Source organism: Paenibacillus azoreducens (assembly GCF_021654775.1).
Taxonomy (GTDB): domain Bacteria; phylum Bacillota; class Bacilli; order Paenibacillales; family Paenibacillaceae; genus Paenibacillus_AQ; species Paenibacillus_AQ azoreducens.
Genome location: NZ_AP025343.1, coordinates 6,570,071 through 6,592,141, shown reverse-complemented (window position 1 = coordinate 6,592,141; position 22,071 = coordinate 6,570,071). Strand labels below are relative to the sequence as shown.

Sequence of the window (22,071 nt, the reverse complement as noted above, 5' to 3'; positions counted from 1 at the left end):
GTACTTAGTGATTGGAATAACAAGTTTTGGACTTTTTTTGTTATCTGCATTTTTGATGAATATTACTCCAGGCGCAGATACAATGTACATTGTTAGCAGAAGTGTATCACAAGGAAGAAAAGCAGGGATTTACTCTGTTCTTGGTATTTCTACGGGAGTGTTGGTGCATATTTTTTTAGCTGCTATTGGTTTATCGGTCATTCTTACCACATCCGCTCTCTTATTCACGATTGTAAAAATAACAGGTGCAGCATACCTGATATATCTTGGTGCTCGAATGTTATTGCAAAAATCATCTCATTTGGAACTTAAGGCTACAACAAGCATGTCTTTAAAAAAGATCTATATGCAAGGTCTGCTTACCAATGTTACGAATCCAAAAGTAGCTTTGTTTTTTATATCTTTTCTGCCTCAGTTTATTTCAAGGGATAACGCTTATGGTCCATTGCCGTTTATCATTTTGGGTCTTTCCTTTGTTACAACAGGAACGATCTGGAGTTTGTTCGTGTCTTTTTTCTCTTCATATGCAACGGAAAAACTAAGGAACAATTCCAAAATCGAATTTGTATTGAATAAAATAACCGGCGTTATTTTTATTGGATTAGGGATAAAGTTGTTAAATACAAGAGCATCTTGATTCATTGTTTAACAGGTTATTATTAATTAACAGAGGAGAATATGTATGAGGAATATATCCGAAAGTGCTAGAAAGTATTTGAGTGTTCTCAATCTACCGTTAGAAATTCCAACATTTGATTATCTGGAGCGAATTTGTCACGCTCATTTAAACACTTTCCCGTTTGAAAACATTAGCAAGCTGCTGTATTTTCGGGATCGGAACCGCATCGGTTTTGATATTCCTCCATTTGATATATTTGTAGAGAACCATATCGAATATCATTTTGGCGGCACATGCTACGCGCTGAATTCTAGTTTCAAGCGTTTGTTAACAGAAATAGGCTTTGAATGTTACCACATTATGCTGGGCAAGGAACATATGGGGATTATCGTAATTGTGGATCAGGAGCGGGTTTATGTAGACTGTGGTGCGGCTGCGCCATTTTTTAAACCTGTGCGGTTTGAAAGTGATCATCAAAATGTTTCGCAATTTGGAAAGGACGAAGTTCATTTGTTACCGGTCAGACCACAAAATTACGAATATCAATATATTCGATATGTTCAAGGTAAACAAAACGGAAAGGCATGGGAGTTCAACTCTACAAAAGCATGTCAGGTTAGCGATTTTACTGAAGCCATCATAAAATCTAATCAACCAGGATCTTCGTTTATGACGATTTTGAGATGTCAACGCTGGCAAACCGGGAAAAATAGAAGTGTATCATTAGTAAACAATAAATTTGGAATTCGTTATGCAGACGGCCAAACGAGCGTGACGACTTTGAAGTCAACCGAAGAGATTCAGGCCGTGATTGCCGAGGAATTTATGCTACCTAAACTACCGGTGTCCGAAGCGATAGCCGTTTTAAAACAGCTGAATGTTGATATATTTTCAGAATCCGTATAGGGGGAGGAACGTATGGATCTGCAGTTAACTGAAAAACTTGTCTCGGAATGGGCTAAGAAAAATTCGCAGTTGCTTGGACTGAAAGGGGCGAACATCGAAGCCAAATATATCTGGAATCCCGGAGGGTTCGTTAATCAGTCTTATCGTCTATCGGATGGGGATATGTTCCTGCATGTGAAATTCGCCCGAGAGGACCGGGCAGCATGCCTTAAACAATGGGCAGGGATCAGCGGGTATCTGACGGAAAACTACAATGCACCCCGCCTTGTTCATGAGGTAACCGAACCTGTTGTGCCCGGGTTTCATTATGGTTTAGTGTTTGAATACCTTAATGGCAAGCCATTAAGCCCCGACTCGAATCCTGAGCCTGTTGTCGATAAGGTGCTGCATCTACTTAAGCAATTACATCGTGATGAACAGATTCGCCATGTGATTGCAGATGGAGAAGCTCATACTTATTCGGAGGCATTTGCCGAGGAATATATTACAAGGTTCGAAGAAGATTTGGAAACGATCCGTTCCGGAATGCATATGCTTGATTTTGTGGAAGACCGCACGTTGGACTGGTTTGATGCAGAGATCGAGTCATTGCGGGAAACGGTTAGAGAAATGGCATGTTTTCAAAATCAGGCCATCGATATCGTACATAATGATTTGAACTGGCAAAATATTTTGGTAAACGATGAATATCACTTTTGGATTATAGATTGGGATGACCTGTCGGTATCGGGGGATGCCGCGATGGACTATTCCGTATTTCTATGGCCTTTATATGGGACCAAAGAATGGCCGGCATACAAAGAGCAGCTCATTCGTTTGGCAGGTGAGGAAACTTTTGAACGGATGGAGCTTTATTTTAGAGCGAAACTCCTCGACGACGTTATTGATGTGCTTGCCGATTATGTCGAAGCGGAAAGTATGCCGGATGTGAAAGAAGCGGCGCAAAAACGGGCGAAAGAAATCCATCTCCGGGCGTATCCTGAATATATAAGACGTTATGGGGGCAAAGGATGATGTTGTACCAAAGTGGCATGTTCTTTTTAAAAAATTCTGTGGGGATTTCCGTTAGATGATATAGTGTTCATGCGTTATATAAAGTAGGATGCAATCTCATTTTGAGAAGCAGAGGTGTAAATAATGAAGTTAAACAAGCTAACCGTAATCGCGGGCGGCGTTTGCTTGTCCTTATTTCTCATCGGTTTTGCATTCAGTGCGAGTGCTTCTAACGCTGCCAATCCATCTACGGACAAAGTGGATACGATCCGTTCAAGCTTTAATGATCTTAAAGCAAAACTTGATCCAGACCAAAACCATCAAAACTCAGCTGTGCCTGTCCCGTTAGTTCAAGGCGAAGACTTTCAAATATCCAAGCAGGAATTTATTTTTTACAAAAGCAATCTAGAACTGATTAACAAACTCCAAAACCATCAAATTTCGATTTCGGATGATGCGCTGATTGATAACATGGTGAAAAAAAAGTTAACCGTAAGTTATGCCAAGAACTTAGGACTTAAAGTAACTCCTGAGGAAGTGGATGCGGTGATCGAGCGGGAAAGGTCTTCCCTTAGCGACTCATCGATTAAAGGAAGAAATAATGAAACGGTGCGCGAATTGATGAAACAGCGTATTCGAATAACGGGTTTATCCGAAGATGAATTCTGGAACAGTGACCAAACGAAAAAGGAATACGAAAAAGCTTTACTGATCGGTAAATTGTTCGACAAGCTTGCCGCAGAAGGGAAGATTGGCAAAGAGGGCGCGGACTTTGAAAGCTTTCAAAAGAACCTGCTCGAAAGTTCTGTAGGAAAATTGACGATAAACAAAAATGTATTAAAGCCTTAATAAAAAGCCTTCAGACCAGATTATGGTCCGAAGGCTTTCTCTTAGAGAGCACAAAGTGGCTGAGTTCCAGTTTGGAGACTATTCAATAATCAAGGTAACTTTGCCGTTGATGAATGCGACGATATTATAATTGCCGTAACCCCATGTTTCAATGATGGTGCCGTTTGCGGACTGCGTATCCTTGGCGACAGGATTCCCCCAGGAGAACAGGACCTGCTCTTTGTTCATGCCCAGCGATATCTTCCCGGTTTTGATCTGTTTCCAGACGGAGGCAGACCATTGATATTTTTTATAAGGATCATAATGTAAAAAATAACGAGAGTCCGTGAGTACTTGCGTTACTTCCGAAGCATTCATGGAATAGCTTTTGAGCGTTTGCCCTGCAGCGGATTTGAAGACGATCACGAAGCTGCCCGTATCCATCGGGAGAATGTCGGACACGGTTACTTTCGAGAACCGTTCCCAGACATCAAAATCATTCACCCAATACGTTTTCCCGATAAATTTGGCGAGACTGCCCTGCATCGCTTTTTTGATTAATCCCGCGGTTTCCGCGGATACGACCGTCATCTTGGCATTGCCAAAGCTGATATCCGCCTGCTTCCACTGCGCATCCCAGTCGACCTTGGCTCCCAGCGCATCGGTTAACAGAGAAGCAGGGATATAGGTTTCACCGTTTTCCGTAAACGGTAATGCCTTTAATGGAATATCTTTGCCGGCGTATTGGGCCGCGGAACTACCGAATTTGAATGTTAACGAAGCATCTCCGAATGCAACATTCCATTCGTTACCTGAGATGGCTGCACTGCCGCCCAGCGCTTTGAATACCGGTTTTGCCGGAAGGAATACGGTGCCCTTTGCTTGCTTGGCATATTTTAACGGGTCGCGAAGATTGACGGACACGGTGGCGCTTGCCGTGGCGCTGCCTGAAGTAACCGTCAACCGTGTTTCACCTACGCCCGCCGCTTTGAATGTGCCATCCGGCTGGGATTTGAGCAGATAGGGTTTGTCCATGTCGAGTTTGGCTTCCTGAACGGGTACTTTGATTTTGGCTCCATTCGTATAGGTTTCCTGGATATCGACTTTGAGGACATCCCCGACATAAGGTTCCTTGTCCGAAACCGCTATGGCTACATTTTTTACGGTAGGGACATCTACCGGCTGGATTTCGCCATCTTGGCTGAGCACCCATGTGCCATCGCTGCGCTGCGCATAGATGCCTTTGGAAAGATCATCCGAATAGACATCGACCGCGGTTTTTACGATATTGCTCAGTCCGGGCACTTGTTTTGCAAGCTTCCAGCGGTTGGTATATTCCCCTGTTAACCACACGCTTCCGTCTTTTCGCGTCACAATTACCACGTCGGTGGGATCCGAAGAAACATATGTGATATGGGCCGCATCCTGTGCAATGGTGACTGGAGTTATCTTTCCGTTATCGTCAAAATTTGAACCCTCATAGACGACAACTTCGCCGCTGTCGAAAAGCAGAGCCGCACGGTCGTCATGCGCCACCATGGCTTTCACCGAAGCGGGATTGGCCACAGTTCCAAATTTTTTATAATGGTTTTGCTTATATGGGTCTTTGAAAAGCAAGTCGCCGTTTTGGGCCAGGGCTGCAAAGGCTCTATCTCCATAAGCAATTTGCAAAATGCCGCTAAGGTTCTTTTGCTGCTTGCCGCCGCTCCAGACGGTGCCGTCCGTTTGCAGCCAATAAGGACCAGCTACCTGTTTAATCCCTGATTTGCCTTCGACGAGATGGGGCTGCATTCCGATACTCCATTCAACTAAGCTGCCGTCCCGATTGATTCCGATTCCACTGTATATATCGCCGGAGATGGCTTCAATGGAACCTTTCGTATACACCGTCCGGCTGCCGTCGATCATGGACCACATGGACCCGTCGCTCATCAGGAACGTGTTTTTGCCGACAATATCTTTGATTTGCAACTGCTGATCTCCTGCGGCAGAAGCGCCGCTGCCTCCACAAATCGTACTGGCGCCAAGAATAAGAGCGCCAAGTGTAGCGGTATGCAGCATTTTTCTTAACTTCATGTTCCAACCCCTCTTTTTTGTAAGGTCTTGATTTTGCAAATATCTGTATTATTCGACATTTGGGAAATAGTTCCTTCTAAAGGCGACTTACATAAACGTTTCCTTGTAGCAAAGTCCCTGGCGGATATCTGATTATTTAACGTTATGTTCTGATCATGTTTTGATTAAAATCTTGATTTCAATAAATTTTTACATATCTGCTTGAGCCTTACGTGACATAATGGTATATATTTGAGTCACCGGTAATCAATATCGCGCGAAATGAGGGGATGATCATCACAGGCCAAAAATATTGGAAAGTAGGGGAGCTCGCCAATTTAACGGGATTAACGATTCGAACCTTGCGATATTATGATCAAATAGGTTTGTATTCACCGTCCGGATATTCCGATTCAGGATACAGGTTGTATAACGAATATGATCTCTCCCGTCTGCAACAAATCTTGGCATTAAAGGAGCTCGGTTTAACCCTTGACGAGATTAAAGCGATTCTATCCGATGATCATTACGATCCATCCGAAGTCGTATTACTGCAAATTAACCGGCTTAAAGAAAATATCCGAATTCAGCAGAAGCTTTTAAAAGAATTGCAGAATATATCGAGCCTGATGGCGATGGAAGAACCGCTGACGGTTGAGGATTTTACCAAATTATTAGACATGATGAAAAAGAGCCATGAGAAATTTTTTGCGGAACGCCGCACAAGTATGGAACGTCACTTCGACATGCTTGGGGATTTTCTTGACAAGCATTCCTAGTCAACCAATCAAAAAGGAGAAATAAATGATGAGCAAACATTTTGTATCGCATGATACTTTTGTTATTGAAAGAAACTATAACGCCCTGCCGGCAAAGGTATTTGCTGCTTGGTCAGATCCGGAAGCGAAGGGAAAATGGTTTCCGAAGGCCGATTCATTCGATTTTCGGGTTGGCGGGCGAGAGTTCAATCAAGGCGGCCCTTCCGGAGGTCCGGTCTTCACCTTTGATGCCTGCTATCAAGAGATAGTCCCTGATGAACGTATTGTTTATTCCTATACTTTAGACATGAATGAAACACGTATGTCGGTATCCGTAACAACGGTGGAATTCAAGGAAGCAAAAGGTGGTACAAAGCTCATATACACCGAACAATGCGCTTTCCTCGATGGTCATGATACGGTAGCCCAACGTGAGCACGGAACGAAAATTATGTTGGACAAACTGGGGGAGGAACTGCTGAACAAGTCTACGATTGGAAATAGCCATGACTAGCATGCCAGCGGAGACCGATATGCAAGCCGGTACAAGAGAGTGGGTTGGACTAGGCGTATTGGTCTTGAGCAGTCTGCTCATATCTATCGATATCTTAGTACTGGCCCTGGCGCTCCCATATCTGAGTGCAGATTTAGGCGCTGGAAGCGTTGAACAGTTATGGATCATGGATATCTACGGGTTTATGCTGACGGGATTTTTAATTACGATGGGGACCTTGGGAGATCGCATCGGCCGTCGTAAAGTGCTATTGATAGGGGCAGCTGTTTTTGGCATCGCATCCATGGCTGCCGCGTTTTCGACAAGTCCCGGGATGTTGATCGCAGCCCGCGCTATCCTTGGCATAGCTGGAGCTACATTAGTACCTTCAACGTTAGCTTTAATCAGCAACATGTTCCAGGATCCGAAGCAGAGGGGGCTTGCCATAAGTCTCTGGATGGCAGGAGCTATGGGCGGGGCTGCCATCGGTCCGGTAATTGGTGGAGTGATGCTGGAGAACTTCTGGTGGGGTTCAACGTTTCTGATCGGCGTACCTGTCATGGTACTGCTGCTTATTCTGGGTCCGATTCTGCTGCCCGAATATCGCAACATCGATTCAGGCCGCCTGGACCTAACCAGCGTCATCCTGTCACTTGCAGCGATTCTGCCGACCGTATACGGCATCAAGGAACTGGCTAAGAATGGTTTGCAACCGGTTAACATTATTGAAATTGTGGTTGGCTGCGTGTTCGGTTTGATATTCATACAACGTCAACGTTCGCTGAAGGAACCTTTGCTCGATTTGCGTCTGTTTGCTAACCGTACATTACGTACTGCATTGGGCGGACAATTTTTTGGCACCTTTCTTATGGGTGTAATCATGCTGCTCTTTACGCAATACCTCCAATTGGTCGACGGATTAACACCGTTACAAGCTGCCTTGTGGATGCTCCCCTCGGTAGCCGCGCAAATGGCAAGTTTTCTGCTTTCCCCGCTTATCGCGCGCCGAATCCGTCCGGCATACCTGATAGGAATAGGGCTTGCCTTTTCGGTGACGGGGCTGTTGATACTTAACCGGGTGGATGTAACGACCGGATTCACCGCCCTGGTGATCGGTTACGCGTTAACGAATTTCGGGGCAGGTCCGTTAATGACTTTAACGCCCGATATGATCGTCGGATCCGCTCCGCCGGAGAAAGCGGGTTCGGCAGGCGCATTATCTCAGACCAGCGCTGAAGTCGGATTCGCACTCGGGATCGCCGTTCTAGGGAGTATCGGTACTGCCGTATACCGCAACCAGATTACAAGGAGCATGCCGGCTATGGTTCCTCATGAGGCGATCGGGACCGCCAGCGACTCGCTTGTCGGCGCTGCGGAAGCAGCCCGGAATCTTCCTGATTCGCTTGGTGCAGCTTTGTTGGCTTCAGCCCGTGATGCGTTTAACAACGGGTTTTCAACTGTATCTTTGATCAGCGCCGTTCTTTTGATCGGAGTGGCGGTCTCGGCAGTAGCCTTGCTTAGGCATGTGCGTCCCAGCGGCGAGAATCAACAGGAGTGGCATGAGCAGAATCCAGCAGTCATACCTGAAATGGAGCATGAACTAAGTTCGTTAATAAGAATCTTTATCCAAAGCCGACGAAACGCAGCAATCTTGGCTGTTTTCTTCGGCTTGAATTTCGTTTCAACGTGATGTAGAATAAAAAACATAACGTAGAATCGAAGGGAGGCGACATAACGATATGCAAATCACAAAAGCTGAAATGGAGATTATGAAAGTCCTATGGGAAAGTAAAAGAAGGATGACTACAAATGAAATCATGGAATATTTCCCCAACAAAAATAAGACGACTATTCTTACGCTTGCCGGTAGGTTACAAGACAAGGGTGCGTTGCAATCCGTGAAACTCGGACGTTCGCATGCTCATGAATATTGGGCAGCAATCACTGAAGAGGATTACAGAAAAATGCAAACAAAGAGCTTTCTACTCTCCATCCATAATGGCTCTGCCAAAAGTTTGATTAGCTCATTATTTCAGGCTGGGAATTTGACAAAGAAGGATATCGAAGAGCTCCGGGCATTTATAAACAGCGAGGCGGACAGAGATGATTAAATGGTTGTTAATGACCTCTCTTACCGGTAGTGTTGCAAGCGTATTATTCATTTTGCTAAGAACGAAATTGGCATCAAAATATGGTGGTCGGTGGTATTACTACGCCAGTTTGATGGCATTAGCTCTTTTTATTTTCCCGCTGCACTTTAACGTGTCAATTCATCAACCGCCGTTTTCCTTTTATGAAAAACAGGTGCAACCAGATTCAACGAGCGCTGTTATCGAGAGGACTGCAACGATCGGAACGTCAATGCCTGACCAGACGGCAGATGTCAGCACGACGCTTGAAAGCCAAGGTTCATCTATTTTATCTGTAGATCAGTGGATACTTGGAATCTGGATGGTCGGTTGTTTAGCAATGTTGTACCGTTATTTTTTCGCTTACTTTCGCTTTAAAAAGCAAGCGATTCAATCCTCCCCGATCGATCGGATAGGAGATCTGAAAGTGGTAGTGAGCGATGATGTGCACTCTCCTATGCTCATTGGATTTATCAAGCCGACAATCGTAATGCCAAACGCGAACATCAATGAAGAGGATTATCAACTTGCGCTACAGCATGAATGGATCCACTACAAGCAAAGAGACGTTTGGATTAAGCTTATGGCGGTGTTGGTCAACTGCCTGCATTGGTTCAATCCGGTATCTTATCTTGCTTTGGCTAATATTAGCGAGGCCTGCGAATACGCCGTTGACGAACAAATAACGAAAGGCTTGAAAACGGCTGAGAAGAAGCGATACAGCGAGATGATTCTACATTTTGCTTCAAATTCGCCTGTTCTGAACAGCAATCTAGCTCTACCCAAAAAACAGTTGTACAGGAGGTTTTCACTAATCATGAAACGAAATACGGGAAGCGGAAAAAAGGTCTTAGGCATTTTCCTTGTTGTTCTAATTACAACAGTGTCAGTCTTCTCATCCTCCGTTGTTTTTGCTGAAAAATCCAAGCCTCTTACGGAATATAGCGGTGGCATTAAGACCTATTACGATGCGTTCGAAACACTTGAGGAAAATGTGCAACTCATGCTTGGAAAAAAATCGATTCATATCACCGAAGATTTGTATATTGATGCTGATGGACGAAAGATCGATTACTTCAACCGCACGGAGCCTTACTATCAAATTGTTCAACATTGGCAGGAAAAAGAGTCAGCCGCGAACATGCTCAATAAAACGATGTCCATTAAAGGCCAAACGGTAACGATTGCTTTTAGTGAACGCGCAAAGGATTACATAGACGATAAAGTGATTCAACAGATGATAGTCAATCAAATTACTTTTAACTTGGACTACCATGACCCTAAATATAAGTATAATCATCAGGCATTTTTCAACGAGCTTATGAAGCGGGGAGTTTATGTAATAGATGAGGTTATTACTCCGAAACAGTTTACTTATCGCCTGTCCCAAAATACAAGCGGCGCCATCGTTGGGCATAAAATGTATACTTCGCATGACAAAAAAATAAAAATAACAGACATTTTTGACGGAAAAGCTAAGCTGCCCAAAACGAATGAGAACGGCGAAATAAATCAGGGGGTACAGCTCGGTGCTGCCTTTGTCATAAAGAGCGGTGAAACTTTAGCGATCGATATAAAGGAATTGACGGACAAAATGCCCACCATTAACTTGGCGATCATTGATGAGACGACTGGCAAGATCGTGGATCCAATTTTCAATGCTTCTTCCACTTGGAGTAGGCATATTTACACGCCTGGGAAAAATGAAGTTAATCATTCCTTTAAAGTTGTGGCAAGTGGAGAGGAACAAGATCATGCAGTGTTAGAAATTTATACGTATAAGACCGGTAAAGAGGAAGTGACCATAACAAATTAAAGAAGATTTCATAAGTCGACAAAAAGAACTTGGCATGGGGATATCACCTCGCCAAGTTCTTTTTTTAGATTATAGAAGTTTTGGGTTCCCGCAAAGCATTTGGAATAAGCATTGAAGCATAGGCCCCACTTCATGGGTTATTTTGCCTGCTGTTTAAGCTTTAGTTCTCGTTAATAAATGATAATGCCATCTTGATCCGGCGTAAAGGAAGCCGATTTATAATATTTGTACCCTCCGGTCAGGTTGACGGCGTTGAATCCTTTTTGGCGCAAAATCCTTACGGCTGTGTAACCTCTAAGGCCGACCTGGCAGTATACGAGCAGCTTTTTGGAGGAATCCAACTGATCTAACCGGTCTCTCAATTCGTCAAGAGGAATATTGACTGCATCCGGAATATGTCCTTGTTCGAATTCCTGGCGGGTACGCACATCGAGCAAAATGGTGTTTTCCTTATTTCGTTCTTTGATATCCTCCAGCGTAATCGTCGGCGACATGCCGTTAAGATCGTTTTGGGCAACAAATCCCGCCATATTGACCGGATCTTTGGCGGAGGAATAAGGAGGCGCATAGGCAAGCTCCAGCTCCGTCAAATCTTGCACGGTGCCTTTGAGCCGGATCACTGTAGCAAGCACATCCATTCGCTTATCTACGCCAGCGCCTCCCAATGCTTGAGCCCCCAATACTCTGCCTTGCTTGTCATAGATTAACTTGAGCGTCATAGGCTCAGCACCAGGATAATAACCAGCGTGGGAGCCTGGGTGTACCAAGGCCGTGCGATATGGAATTCCGCTGCGGCGCAAGGTGCGTTCGTTGCTGCCGGTGCTGGCGGCGGTTAAACCGAAAACCTTGAGGATGCTCGTACCTTGCGCACCTTCGTATTTGGATGGTAGACCGGCTATATGATCCGCGGCGATACGTCCCTGTTTGTTGGCAGGCCCGGCAAGAGGCACGGCGGTTTTTTGGCCGGTTACGAAGTTTGAAATTTCAATCGCATCCCCTACGGCATATACATCTTCGCAATTCGTCTGAAGATATTCATTGACGATAATATGACCTTTTGGTCCCAGTTCAATGCCGGAGTCTTTCAAAAACGCCGTATCCGGCATAACCCCGATGGCCATGATTACCAAATCGGCATGATGGGAATGTCCGCTTTGCAGAATGACCTCTGGCCCATTGCCGCTTACGTCATTGAATTTCATCACGGGATCTCCAAGGATCAGGCGGACGCCATGATCCTGCAGCTCTTTTTCGACAATGGGAACGACATCATCGTCAAAGGGAGCGAGGATATGGGGGGCGGATTCCACTAATGTTACTTTAAGCCCGCGTTCTGCCAGAACTTCGGCCATTTCAACGCCAATAAAACCGCCGCCGATGACCGTAACCTCCCGAACGGCATCCATGTCTACCATGCTTTTGATGTGATCGGTGTCTGAAATGTTCCGCAAGCTCAAAATCTTTGAATGATCAATGCCCTCAATAGAGGGGCTGATGGGTTTAGCCCCCGGTGAAAGGATCAGGGCGTCGTAATTTTCTTCATAAGTATCTCCGTTATGCTGGATCGTGACGGTTTTATCTTTCGTATTGATCTGGATAGCCTCATTTTGGACGCGGACATCAATACGGAACCGCCGATCCATCATTTCGGGCGTTTGCACCAGCAGCTTGGAACGGTCTTGAATCGTTCCGCCGATATAATAGGGCAGGCCGCAGTTAGCGAAAGAAATATGCTCTCCCCGTTCCAGCAAAATGATTTCCGCTTCTTCATCCAATCTTCTCAGTCGGGCTGCCGCGGATGCTCCACCGGCAACACCGCCAACGATAATCACCTTTTTATTCATGAGGATCTCCTCCTTAAATTTCAATTTACTGATTGGGTAGGGAAGGCTGCTCTTCGTGCAGCAAGATCTCAACAATTTGAGTGGCTGCCGTATCTTTTAAGGTATAAATGACTTCGCTTCCCGTTCGGCTGCCTTCAAGAATTCCGGCAGATCTCAGCTTCTGCAAATGCATGGACAGCGTGGACTGTTGAACTTGAAGGCAATGCTGCATATCGGAAACGTTGCAGCTGCCTTTTGCCATCAAATTTTTTACTATGCAAAGCCTGACCGGATGGGCCAGCGTCTTCAACCACTCGGCTTGTTTTTGGTATTGATCCACTATGCGTAACACCTCCTTTTTTGAATGCCAGCAATATCACGACATCATTATATCATGATATTGTGATATAAAAATACTGTAATTGTTACAAAAACAGTTCATTTGTTTTAATAAATACCGCGTTTGATCATTCAGCATCATTCTATGTAAATGAGAAAAAGCACTGATGGAGCGATCAGTGCCTCTGAATGTTATTTAGGATCCATTTTTTATTTTTGAATCCGCCGGAATATGTAGACTGCATTTTCGGGGGACGGGGGAACGATGAGGGAAGACAGCCGCTCATTGAGTTCCATTGTAAACTTGCCGTTGTTGTTATAAGCATCGAAGTCCCCGGTATAAGCAGGATTTCGGGTTCCGATCACGATATACATGTCTACGGAACCGGTTTGAAACACATGCTTTTCATACGGGTTCTTCGGCACAGGCCATGAGCATAGGACAACCTCCGGCTTGTATTTGTGCAGGGCCGTTTTGGCATCCGCTTTTTCCACAAACTCGGGATAGGAGATATAATGCTGCCAGCTGTAGTCGTCCGTCGCTTTGCAGCCTACATTTTTTTCGTTCAAAAATTTCGTTAAGGTGCCGTCTCCTGCGGCGATTTCCAGGCAGCTTTTGCCGCCGATCAGTTTGGCCAGCTCCCCGATTAAAGGTTTGGAGTAGAAGCAATAGATGCCCTTTTGGTTGACGAGAGGCATTAATATCTTTTTATGCATGACCAATTTCCAGCCCAAACGAAATAAGCCCAGAGATACCGGCTTTCTCTCGAATCCTTTGCGAAACAAAAGCTTTTGCAAAATCATGCCGTCCCAAAGATTGAATTTGACGTTTTTGTCGGATGCATTCGCGGCTGCCACCGCCGTATTTAACTGCTCCAGCAGGTAAATCGCAAACCGCGCCTTGATGATATGGGGGAGAAAAGCATTCACCGTCGTTTCATTCATGCCGCTTTTCATGATTTTATTTTTGGCCATCTTTGCACTGGCCGTATATTTGTCGATAATGGCTTGAACGATGTTCGATTCATGATTGCTTTTCAGAACGCGCAGCTCGTTCAACACCTCTTGTTTATACTCCGGGTATTGGGTTAACAGCGTTTCCACATTGATTTCATTCGCTAATATTTTTTTGGCCGTGTCACTTGTAAAATTCCTCATCTATTTCTCCATAACGATTGGTTATTTAACGATATTAATTTCCCATATATTGTACCTCAACGATGCGGAAAGTAAATATGATTTAAGCCGGGACCGTTCAATTGACCCTATATTCCCTGATTATCCCGAAGCTCAATAATGGTGCCTTCCGGTGCGATCAACTTGCATAACCTGCCGTTTTCGACCTTATATATTTCCTGATTATTTTTCAGAATAAGTTCGCAACCACACTGTTTTATATTTTCGACCTCACGATCCAAATCGTCTACCCATAGACATAAATGCACAATACCTTCGGTATCCCGGTCGACGCCGCGGAGCGTTTCCCCGATTTTTCCGGTTTGTAATTCAATGCAGAAGCCACCTAGTCTTAACCATGAATTATAATGACGGCCGTGGAAATTTGGCGATTCGTTGATCAGTTCAAATCCTAAGACGTCCCTGTAGAATTGCAATGATTCTTCGTATCGATTGGTTTGGATGCAGATATGATGGACAAATTTTTGCATGCATGATCCCCCCGTGCTCTCTAAAAAAATGATGGAAAACGATTCTATAATAGCATTTTTCAGTACAGTTGTATCTGTTGCCCTGGCGACAAGAGCCGAACAGATTTTTGTCCCGACTTTATAATTTCTTTATAAGTTCCCGTTACGATGGTTGTGAGGAAGAAAGAACGATGTAAAGAAATAGAGAGGAGAATGTAATAATGAAAGCCATAAAACGTTTTACAGGTATGATCGCAGCGGGGCTGGCTATTTCCTTAATGCTTGCGCCGGTTAACACATCCGCGGCTAATGCGCAAACCAATGCGGCAATGAAGGGGAATTTTCAAGATATCAAATCTCTCACATCAAGCGACTATAAAGATTTGGAATTTCTAAAGCCGATCTTGAAGGATAAAACCGTTGTCAGCCTGGGGGAAAACTTCCACCGGGTCGCCGAATACAGCAGCATGAAAACAAGATTGATCAAATATTTGCATGAAGAGCTCGGGTTTGATGTCATCGCGTTTGAGTCGGGGCTTGGCGATTCCTTTTTGACCTATGAGAATATGGATTCGCTGACTCCAAAACAGATGATGCAAGGCTCCATTTTTCCGATATGGCATTCCAAAGAGACACAGAACTTGTTCGAATATATCAAAAAGCAGAGCAAAACTGACAAGCCGCTATATTTGGCCGGTTATGACATGCAGTTTACATCAGGTTATTTCACGCAGTTTGTTGCGCAGTGGATCGCAAAAGTAGACAAAGAGCAGGGGCAGGACTATTTCAACTTTGAAATGCAGGCGATGACCGATTATTATGGGGTTCTTAACAAATACGGCTTGGATAACGACAATAACCCGCAGGTCAAGCAGGAAATTAAGAAAGTCAAAGATGAATACGAACCGAAATACAAAGCGTTAATCCAGTTCATGACAGACCATAAAAAAGAGCTGGTGGCGGCATATCCGAAAAATCCGCATCTGTTCGAAGTCGCTGTGAAAACCCTGGAGGACCGCGTCAAGTTTATCGAAATGGGTATGTACGATACGAGGGGAAGTTATGAATTCAGAGACCGGATCATGACTGAAAACGTGGAATGGTTAATGAAGGAGCTGTATCCAGGGAAAAAAGTGATTTTGTGGGCGCATAACGACCATTTGGCAAAAAACACATCCAAAATCGCCGTTAAAGAACAGGGGAAATGGACTAACAGCTTTACCAGCATGGGCGAACTGCTTAATAAAAAATTGAAGGATAAGGAATACGTTATCGGCCTGTATATGAACAGCGGACAAGCAAGCACCATCACGACGCAGAAGCTGTTTCAGATCAAACCGATGCCGAAGGGAAGCTTGGAGCATCTGTTTATGCAGAGCGGTTATAAGATTGCCTTCGCCGATTTATCCAAACACAAGTCGCCAAATAAAAACAACGCCTGGATGTTCAAGCCGATGTACGCTGCTGAGGATGGCATGACCTCCGAAATCATTGAACCGATGGTAATGAAATTTGTTCCGAAGGAACAGTATGACGGCATTATCGTCTTCGATAAGGTAAAAGAACCAACCACGAAGTACTAAGGCAGACTCAAAGGGGTTCAAAACCAAGGCCTAGAGGGCGGCAGGGGCTGCATCCCTTTAGGCAAAAAACTCCCCCAGAAGGAAACGGCATGTTTCGCTTCGGGGGAGTTTTCGATTTGTCTAGATCATCAGGTCCTTTTTACCGCCGTTATGAATATGAAGTAATTTCGCCAGCGTGCACCGCGCCCGGTACAGGCGGGACTTGATCGTACCGACGGGCTGATCCAGCAGTTCGGCGATCTCTTTTAGCGGCAAATCTTCAATATAGAACAGGGTAACGACAACCTGCAAGTCTTCCTCCAAATGGTTGACGATATCGATCATTTCGATATGCCCATAATCATCCGATTCGGTAGGAGTATGCTGAAGTTCGGCAAACGGAACAGTTTTCTTTTTTTTGCGAAGCAGCGTACGGCACTCGTTGATGAGTATGCGGATAAGCCATGTTTTGAAATATTTCGGCTCACGCAGCGAACGAATGGAACGGTATGCTTTTAGCACCGCCTCTTGTATGGCATCCGCACAATCTTCATCGGAATGAACAACCGTTTTGGCAATGCGGTAAAGGCAAGCTTCATGGGCGCGTATCAGCGTCCCGAACGCATTTTTATCGCCCTTGGATGCCAGTGCTGCCAATGATTCTAGTTCCTGCTGCACAATGATAGTCTCCACGCATGAACCGAATGTTACGGTTTCGAGGTCTGATCCAGTAGTTTAAGCTCCTTGGCTTGAGCAATTGCTTTCGTGCGGCGGTTCACCTTTAATTTTGCAAAAATATTTTTGACGTGAACCTTCACTGTTCCGACGGCAATAATCAATTGATCGGCGATTTCCTTGTTGGACAAACCTGCCGCCAATAAGGCAAGCACCTCAAGCTCGCGATCCGTAAGCGGTTCTTCCATGTGACCTGGCACGGGAGCTGTTTCCTCGTCCGTATCGGGATCTGCAGCAGCTTGTTCGGCAAAGCTTTGCAGCACGCACATCAAAATGCCATGCGAAGCCAGGGTCAGCGGCAATTCCATGCGAGCTTTAGTGAATACGCCTTGGGCCAGCTTGTTTTCAAGGTAAAGAATCCCGAGCATAATGCCATGAACGATGACCGGAGTACATAAAACGGATTGCGGATGGTTTAAGGCGATATAAGGGTTATGAATCAACCAGCTTTCTTCGCCCCCCGTATATTGGACATCTTCCCCGGTACGGTAAACATACCGAATAATTCCTTCAGGCAAAAGAGCACTGTTGCTCAGCTCTGAAGGCGAGGTGATGATCTGAGTTTTCGAATCGGCATATGCTTGAACAACAAGCGTGTCATGACTGGTTGCAAGTAGGGCCCCTTTGCTTGCGCCCGCATATTTCATTATGTTGTTCATGATTTCCGTCAGCACCGCATCCATGTCCATAGGGTTTGCTGCCGACTGCATTTTTTTCAAAATTGCCGCAAAGTCGACGCCGGAGGATGGAGGGGGAGATGGAAGAAGCGCTGCTCCATGAGCCTGTTCCGGAGCTATCGGGACAGTTTCAGCTTGTCCGTTTTCGGTTGCTCGCCCGGTATTCGCAGGATTTTGCAGGTTTTCCATCCGTTCTTCCAATTCCGCTATCTTCATATTTAATTCCCAATGAGAGTATCCTTCAACAGCCGAATGCAAATAATGCAACGCTGATTTTCGTTGATCCCGTTTCAAGAAATGGTTGGCTGCACGTTCACAGGCAATGCTTGCAACCTGGATATCTCCATGTTCCCTTGCTTCGCGGATCGCCTTGTCATACATCTCTTCGGCCTTGTCCCAATCGCCGTTTGCATACGCATATTCCGCTTCCAAAAGAATCAGCCTTGAATGGTAATTTTTCAGGCTCCAAGCAGCCCATTTGCGGAAACGGCGAAGATTGCCGATCACCTTTTTCCTCATGCCGGTTTCCTGGCGTAAGTCCGGATAACTGGCCGTAATGGCCAGTGATTCGTAGAACAGGCATTCAGGCAGATGAGGCAGGTGGGTGGCATAGGCCTCATAAGACTCCGCCTCCTTGGCCCAGCGAATCGCTTCATGATGGCGGCCCGCCAAATAACAGAGCTGGGTTTTATATGTGCTGTATTGAAACAAGGTGGTAGCCGAAGTTTCCTCCCGACTGATGCGGTTCAAAAACTCCTCTTCTTCAAAACCGTTCCCGTTAAACGAGTCGGGAGCAGCCGTCTTTCCCTGAAGAGCGAGAATGTACCGCTGATACAAATAAAAATTCTGCCTCACGAATTCATCATTCGTGGTATCCAACACCGTCATATAATCCGCAATCGTTCTGGCTAATTCGCTTAAAGGCGCTCTGATGTACAAGGAATTGACATGCGCTCCCATCGCATAGCTGGCAAACACGTAATCGCCCGATTCCATACCGAAGCGGAGGGCCTTGTCCAAATAGGCGTCGCCTTCGCTGGCGTTACCGGCAAACTGGCATAACACGCCGCCAAAAATCGTGTAGGTTTTGCTTTTAATGGAGGCAATGTCGTATTTCTCGGAAAGCTCCACGCCAATTTTGCCTAGTGCATAACCTTTATCGAATTTATTCATCGCTTGCCCCAGTACCATGCCGATCGAGGAATACACGGCTGCGGATACAGGAGTATTCCCGTATTTAAGCGATAGTTGGATGGCTCTGCACATGAGCAGGAAAAAGATCTTTTTATCGGTGAAGAAGGTGGAGGGGGTGATCGCAAAAATCAGATTCATTACGGCAATCCGCTCTTGATCCGACATCTCCTTTAATTGGGCGAGCTTGTCATACCGTCCACGCAGCAGCATCTCGATCCGCATGCCTTCGATCATCAGCATGAATTTACCCGGATGAGGCGAAATGATAATTCGATGTTCCCTCAATCTTTCAAGCCCGAGAGCCGTGCCTTCCAAATATCTCCCTTGGTTGATGTACTTCATAATCCGGATCATCTGCACTCTGCTGCGTTCAACGGGATTGCGGGCAATCCCTAGCAGAAAATCGATTTCCCGGCTGCACTCCTCGGAATTTCCGCATAAATATTGACATTCTGCCTTTTGTGCATGAAGTTCGAAGCTGAGATCGAACATTTGATTCCAATCTTCTGTGGTCAGCAGTTCCACGCCTTTGCTGAAATACGCCAGCGCGACGTCGTGGGCGGAAGATGCTTTGGCGCGGTTTCCCGCGTTCAGATTCATCTCAATAAGATGACGGATTTCCTGTTTGTCCGTCATTTTGCCCGAACCCAGATTCAAATGGTTGACTGCATCAAAATCACTTTCATTCCAGCGGTTATCGCCGTCCAAGCATTTGCCGATCCGGAGGTGGATATCCTGTTTTGAGCCATCAGCTATCCGGCCATATATCAGCTTCTGTATGTTGTCGTGGGCAAAACGGAAACGATCTGCTTCCATCGGAACGATCATGCCCTCGCTTTCAATGGCGGACCAATCTTCCGTTACGGTTTCGGTCTTTCCTTTGAAGGCGCATGCGATCAGTTGCGGATCAAACGCGCTCCCCACACAGGCAGCAATTTCGAGCAGCCGCTGTGCTTCAGGCGAGAGACGGCGCAGCTTATGCTCAATCAAATCATGGATGGAGAAGTTTGGTTCTTGGTCGATAATCTGGCCCAGATGCCACTGCCAGGAACGCGTTTCATGGTTGTATGCAAGCAAACGATCGTCCTGCAAGCGGAGCAGAATCTGTTTGAAGTGAAAAGGGTTTCCGCCTGATCGATGATATAACAATTCCGTCAAAGGCAGCGTTGTATCTTCGGAGCTATAAAGCATCTCCATGACGATCCGGTTCATCTGTTCCAAACTGAGCGGAGATAGGTGGATGCGGCGGACAACCGCCTGATCCGTTACATTTCCGTCCGGTTCATACCCGGGCAGCCTGGTTTCATCCGTTTCCGTATGGCGGTAGGCACAGACAATCATCAGATATTGGGATTCCGGATCGCTTAGCAGCGCATGAAGCAGCTGAAGAGACGAGGAATTGGCCCACTGGAGGTCATCGATAAACAGGACAAGCGGTTGTTCTTTGGAAGCCAGTGCCTGCACAAATTTGCGAAAAGCGTAAATGAACCTTTTTTTCGATTCACTGGCCTGAAGCTCTTCCGCTGCCGGTGTATTGCCCAGCAGAAGTCCCGCCTCCGGAATAATGGCTGTTATAACGTTCGCATTGGAACCTAAAGCGTTTTGCAGCTTGGTTTTCCACTCCTCGGACCGGTCTATCCGCAGCCCCAGCAAATGGCGCATCAATCCGCGGAACGCCTGAATAATCGGATGATAAGGGCTTTCCATGGATAATTGCTCGAATTTGCCTGTGATATAAAAGAAATCCTGCGCATGCTGCTGCTTTCGGAACATTTCATCCATCAGGCTTGTTTTGCCAATGCCGGCTTCGCCCGATATATATACCATTTCCGTTGATCCGAAGCATGTGGAATAAAAGGCTTGCGTCAGCATGGACATTTCATACTCTCTGCCGTGGAGGCCGGGTTTCATAAGAAAGGTACCCTGGGAATCCCCTATTTTATCCAAATCCTGAATGAGAAAACCCGCATTTTGGTAACGATTATCCGGATTTTTTTCCAGCAGCTTCATGACGATGGCGGACAGCCCTTCAGGCAATTCGGCACCTTGGCTTGCCAATGGCGGCGGGGTTTGCGCCAGATGCATATACTCCCATTCGAGCGGATCGTCGGCTGTAAAAGGCAGGCGGCCAGTGAGCATTTTATAGAAAATCACGCCCAGAGAATACAGATCGCTGCGTTCATCCACCGTCCGAAGCATTCGGCCGGTAAGTTCGGGCGGGCAATAGGGCAGGATGGCTTCAGAAACGCTGAAGTCTTGGGGGAGGGCATAACCGGACTCCGAACATTGGACGGCAACCCCGGAATCGACCAGAAAAGTTTCATTTTTGCCGGGGAAGAGGCCAATTCGCTCCGGTCGCAGATCGAGATGCAGAGTTTGCTTCAGATGCAGTTTCAAGATACACGCCGCAATCGATCTTGCAAGCAGGACAAACAGATCCGGATCAACACACTTTTGCCGTCCCATGTATTCCTCAAGGGTCACACCTGCTGCCAGTTCTGCTCCAAAATCTTGGCCCCGAGTGGTATGTTCCGATTGGCCCGGGGAGCTCTCTGAGGGATGATTCATTTTCATTTTTCGGACACCTCTAACGTCAGCATTACTTCCAGTTACGATTTATTTTAATAGAAGAGCCCCATATGCAACAGCCCCAAAAAAATGCCCGGAAAGCTAACCGATATGACCAGCCATCAGTACCGTACATAAGATTATAGGGACCGCGGGAATGGCATTAAGCGGATAGGTCCATTTGTAAAATCCCTTTTCATAAAATACCCAGGCCCAAGCAATGATGACGATTACGGCGTAGGGATACAGTTTTAAAGCGTAGTAACATACCGCAAGATTCCAGCTTTGCCCCACATTCGGCGCAGAGAATACGGACAAAAAATACCACACAGGCAGTACAAGAATGTAGAAGCTATGAATAACCACGTTGACCACGAGGATCCTCCGTTTGGCATTAGTGCAGATGGATGCAAACATATTCGACATTTAGCCCTCTCTTTCATGGTTTGCCCTCGCATATAAAACCTACCGATTATCTTAAAGCCGCATGACAGAAAACGCCATACCACGATAGAGGTAGAGTTGGATTTTGTAGACATAACGCTGTTTTTGCGGAAAATACCCCTTTTTAGGTATTAAGGAATTGAAAAATATGACCTATGCTTCTATTTGCCATTACTTCATTTGGAGGGGATTGAGGAAAAATGACGAATGCCTTCATCGCTTTTATTAGCATCGTTCTGCTTGGCATTGTCATCTACGTCAAGGTCTGGTGGGACGGAGCTGGCATGAGCCTAAGATTTACCAAGTGGTTTTTCGGCATTTGTCTCGTTGCGGCAGCCGTTGTTGGAATAGGCACCTTTTTTGCGGGCTGAAACCCGAAAAGTCATGGTTAGTAGAAAAATGAAGCGCTGGTTTTATGAAAAGGGATGAAATGATATGGATTGTAATCATCATCGCGATCATATCGAAGCTAAGACTGGGAGGAGC

The 22,071-nt window shown here is 45.8% G+C and carries 19 protein-coding genes; 11 read left to right on the top strand and 8 right to left on the bottom strand.

Translation table 11 applies throughout. The annotated features are described in order from the left end of the window. Nucleotides 1–7: 7 nt before the first annotated feature. From L6442_RS29520 to L6442_RS29505, 4 genes are all read left to right on the top strand, one after another. Nucleotides 8–637, top strand: coding sequence for a LysE family translocator (locus L6442_RS29520; RefSeq protein WP_212979087.1), 630 nt, complete (start codon nucleotides 8–10; stop codon nucleotides 635–637). 45 nt (nucleotides 638–682) lie between these two features. Then, nucleotides 683–1,525 (top strand): arylamine N-acetyltransferase, encoded by an 843-nt coding sequence (locus tag L6442_RS29515; protein ID WP_212979086.1) that lies wholly within the window; start codon nucleotides 683–685, stop codon nucleotides 1,523–1,525. Between the two features lie 12 nt (nucleotides 1,526–1,537). Beyond that, the gene (locus L6442_RS29510) at nucleotides 1,538–2,539 is read left to right on the top strand and encodes an aminoglycoside phosphotransferase family protein (protein ID WP_212979085.1); all 1,002 of its coding nucleotides are present in this window, start codon (nucleotides 1,538–1,540) and stop codon (nucleotides 2,537–2,539) included. A gap of 123 nt (nucleotides 2,540–2,662) precedes the next feature. Further along, nucleotides 2,663–3,367: a SurA N-terminal domain-containing protein gene (locus tag L6442_RS29505; RefSeq protein WP_212979084.1), complete on the top strand. Its 705-nt coding sequence runs from the start codon at nucleotides 2,663–2,665 to the stop codon at nucleotides 3,365–3,367. Between the two features lie 78 nt (nucleotides 3,368–3,445). On the opposite strand, the gene L6442_RS29500 is transcribed toward L6442_RS29505, so the two are convergent. Then, a complete protein-coding gene (locus tag L6442_RS29500; protein WP_212979083.1) occupies nucleotides 3,446–5,422 on the bottom strand; it encodes a stalk domain-containing protein in 1,977 nt (658 codons plus the stop codon). Between the two features lie 269 nt (nucleotides 5,423–5,691). On the opposite strand from L6442_RS29500, the gene L6442_RS29495 reads away from it, so the two are divergent. Genes L6442_RS29495 through L6442_RS29475 form a run of 5 tightly spaced genes read left to right on the top strand, consistent with a single transcriptional unit; the run spans nucleotide 5,692 to nucleotide 10,597 of the window. Continuing rightward, nucleotides 5,692–6,180 (top strand): MerR family transcriptional regulator, encoded by a 489-nt coding sequence (locus tag L6442_RS29495; protein ID WP_194232557.1) that lies wholly within the window; start codon nucleotides 5,692–5,694, stop codon nucleotides 6,178–6,180. A 28-nt stretch (nucleotides 6,181–6,208) separates the two neighbouring features. Further along, nucleotides 6,209–6,673: an SRPBCC family protein gene (locus L6442_RS29490; RefSeq protein WP_194232582.1), complete on the top strand. Its 465-nt coding sequence runs from the start codon at nucleotides 6,209–6,211 to the stop codon at nucleotides 6,671–6,673. Next, nucleotides 6,666–8,342, top strand: a complete 1,677-nt coding sequence (locus L6442_RS29485) for an MFS transporter (RefSeq protein ID WP_212979082.1) — start codon at nucleotides 6,666–6,668, stop codon at nucleotides 8,340–8,342. Before L6442_RS29490 ends, L6442_RS29485 begins: the two co-directional genes overlap by 8 nt. 49 nt (nucleotides 8,343–8,391) lie before the next feature. Beyond that, nucleotides 8,392–8,763, top strand: coding sequence for a BlaI/MecI/CopY family transcriptional regulator (locus L6442_RS29480; protein WP_194232556.1), 372 nt, complete (start codon nucleotides 8,392–8,394; stop codon nucleotides 8,761–8,763). Then, a complete protein-coding gene (locus tag L6442_RS29475) occupies nucleotides 8,756–10,597 on the top strand; it encodes a M56 family metallopeptidase (RefSeq protein ID WP_212979081.1) in 1,842 nt (613 codons plus the stop codon). Before L6442_RS29480 ends, L6442_RS29475 begins: the two co-directional genes overlap by 8 nt. 170 nt (nucleotides 10,598–10,767) lie before the next feature. Here L6442_RS29475 and L6442_RS29470 read toward each other — a convergent pair whose 3' ends face one another. From L6442_RS29470 to L6442_RS29455, 4 genes are all read right to left on the bottom strand, one after another. Continuing rightward, nucleotides 10,768–12,441, bottom strand: coding sequence for an FAD-dependent oxidoreductase (locus tag L6442_RS29470; RefSeq protein ID WP_212979080.1), 1,674 nt, complete (start codon nucleotides 12,439–12,441; stop codon nucleotides 10,768–10,770). A 25-nt stretch (nucleotides 12,442–12,466) separates the two neighbouring features. Next, nucleotides 12,467–12,760 carry an ArsR/SmtB family transcription factor gene (locus L6442_RS29465; RefSeq protein WP_237100127.1) on the bottom strand — a complete coding sequence of 98 codons (294 nt, stop codon included), beginning with the start codon at nucleotides 12,758–12,760 and terminating at the stop codon, nucleotides 12,467–12,469. A 209-nt stretch (nucleotides 12,761–12,969) separates the two neighbouring features. Then, nucleotides 12,970–13,917, bottom strand: a complete 948-nt coding sequence (locus tag L6442_RS29460) for a hypothetical protein (RefSeq protein WP_212979078.1) — start codon at nucleotides 13,915–13,917, stop codon at nucleotides 12,970–12,972. Between the two features lie 107 nt (nucleotides 13,918–14,024). Further along, nucleotides 14,025–14,426: a VOC family protein gene (locus tag L6442_RS29455; protein WP_212979077.1), complete on the bottom strand. Its 402-nt coding sequence runs from the start codon at nucleotides 14,424–14,426 to the stop codon at nucleotides 14,025–14,027. A 200-nt stretch (nucleotides 14,427–14,626) separates the two neighbouring features. Between L6442_RS29455 and L6442_RS29450 the strand changes: the two genes are divergently transcribed. Continuing rightward, nucleotides 14,627–15,988, top strand: a complete 1,362-nt coding sequence (locus L6442_RS29450; RefSeq protein ID WP_212979076.1) for an erythromycin esterase family protein — start codon at nucleotides 14,627–14,629, stop codon at nucleotides 15,986–15,988. 120 nt (nucleotides 15,989–16,108) lie between these two features. Here L6442_RS29450 and L6442_RS29445 read toward each other — a convergent pair whose 3' ends face one another. From L6442_RS29445 to L6442_RS29430, 3 genes are all read right to left on the bottom strand, one after another. Further along, complete coding sequence (locus L6442_RS29445; RefSeq protein WP_212979075.1) at nucleotides 16,109–16,645, bottom strand: sigma-70 family RNA polymerase sigma factor; 537 nt, start codon at nucleotides 16,643–16,645, stop codon at nucleotides 16,109–16,111. Nucleotides 16,646–16,674: 29 nt separating this feature from the next. Next, a complete protein-coding gene (locus tag L6442_RS29435) occupies nucleotides 16,675–21,147 on the bottom strand; it encodes a helix-turn-helix transcriptional regulator (RefSeq protein ID WP_272880297.1) in 4,473 nt (1,490 codons plus the stop codon). Nucleotides 21,148–21,243: 96 nt separating this feature from the next. Continuing rightward, nucleotides 21,244–21,567 carry a hypothetical protein gene (locus L6442_RS29430; protein ID WP_212979074.1) on the bottom strand — a complete coding sequence of 108 codons (324 nt, stop codon included), beginning with the start codon at nucleotides 21,565–21,567 and terminating at the stop codon, nucleotides 21,244–21,246. A gap of 218 nt (nucleotides 21,568–21,785) precedes the next feature. Between L6442_RS29430 and L6442_RS29425 the strand changes: the two genes are divergently transcribed. Next, on the top strand, nucleotides 21,786–21,956 hold the full coding sequence (locus L6442_RS29425; protein ID WP_212979073.1) for a hypothetical protein: 171 nt from the start codon (nucleotides 21,786–21,788) through the stop codon (nucleotides 21,954–21,956). The last annotated feature ends 115 nt before the right edge of the window (nucleotides 21,957–22,071 follow it).

Bases quoted from the DNA above. Each gene is read 5' to 3' on its own strand.
- L6442_RS29430 (WP_212979074.1), bottom strand. From the start codon at position 21,567: ATGTCGAATATGTTTGCATCCATCTGCACTAATGCCAAACGGAGGATC.
- L6442_RS29450 (WP_212979076.1), top strand. From the start codon at position 14,627: ATGAAAGCCATAAAACGTTTTACAGGTATGATCGCAGCGGGGCTGGCT.
- L6442_RS29460 (WP_212979078.1), bottom strand. From the start codon at position 13,917: ATGAGGAATTTTACAAGTGACACGGCCAAAAAAATATTAGCGAATGAA.
- L6442_RS29435 (WP_272880297.1), bottom strand. From the start codon at position 21,147: ATGAAAATGAATCATCCCTCAGAGAGCTCCCCGGGCCAATCGGAACAT.
- L6442_RS29425 (WP_212979073.1), top strand. From the start codon at position 21,786: ATGACGAATGCCTTCATCGCTTTTATTAGCATCGTTCTGCTTGGCATT.
- L6442_RS29500 (WP_212979083.1), bottom strand. From the start codon at position 5,422: ATGAAGTTAAGAAAAATGCTGCATACCGCTACACTTGGCGCTCTTATT.
- L6442_RS29515 (WP_212979086.1), top strand. From the start codon at position 683: ATGAGGAATATATCCGAAAGTGCTAGAAAGTATTTGAGTGTTCTCAAT.
- L6442_RS29505 (WP_212979084.1), top strand. From the start codon at position 2,663: ATGAAGTTAAACAAGCTAACCGTAATCGCGGGCGGCGTTTGCTTGTCC.
- L6442_RS29470 (WP_212979080.1), bottom strand. From the start codon at position 12,441: ATGAATAAAAAGGTGATTATCGTTGGCGGTGTTGCCGGTGGAGCATCC.
- L6442_RS29475 (WP_212979081.1), top strand. From the start codon at position 8,756: ATGATTAAATGGTTGTTAATGACCTCTCTTACCGGTAGTGTTGCAAGC.
- L6442_RS29510 (WP_212979085.1), top strand. From the start codon at position 1,538: ATGGATCTGCAGTTAACTGAAAAACTTGTCTCGGAATGGGCTAAGAAA.
- L6442_RS29485 (WP_212979082.1), top strand. From the start codon at position 6,666: ATGACTAGCATGCCAGCGGAGACCGATATGCAAGCCGGTACAAGAGAG.
- L6442_RS29490 (WP_194232582.1), top strand. From the start codon at position 6,209: ATGAGCAAACATTTTGTATCGCATGATACTTTTGTTATTGAAAGAAAC.
- L6442_RS29455 (WP_212979077.1), bottom strand. From the start codon at position 14,426: ATGCAAAAATTTGTCCATCATATCTGCATCCAAACCAATCGATACGAA.
- L6442_RS29480 (WP_194232556.1), top strand. From the start codon at position 8,392: ATGCAAATCACAAAAGCTGAAATGGAGATTATGAAAGTCCTATGGGAA.
- L6442_RS29495 (WP_194232557.1), top strand. From the start codon at position 5,692: ATGATCATCACAGGCCAAAAATATTGGAAAGTAGGGGAGCTCGCCAAT.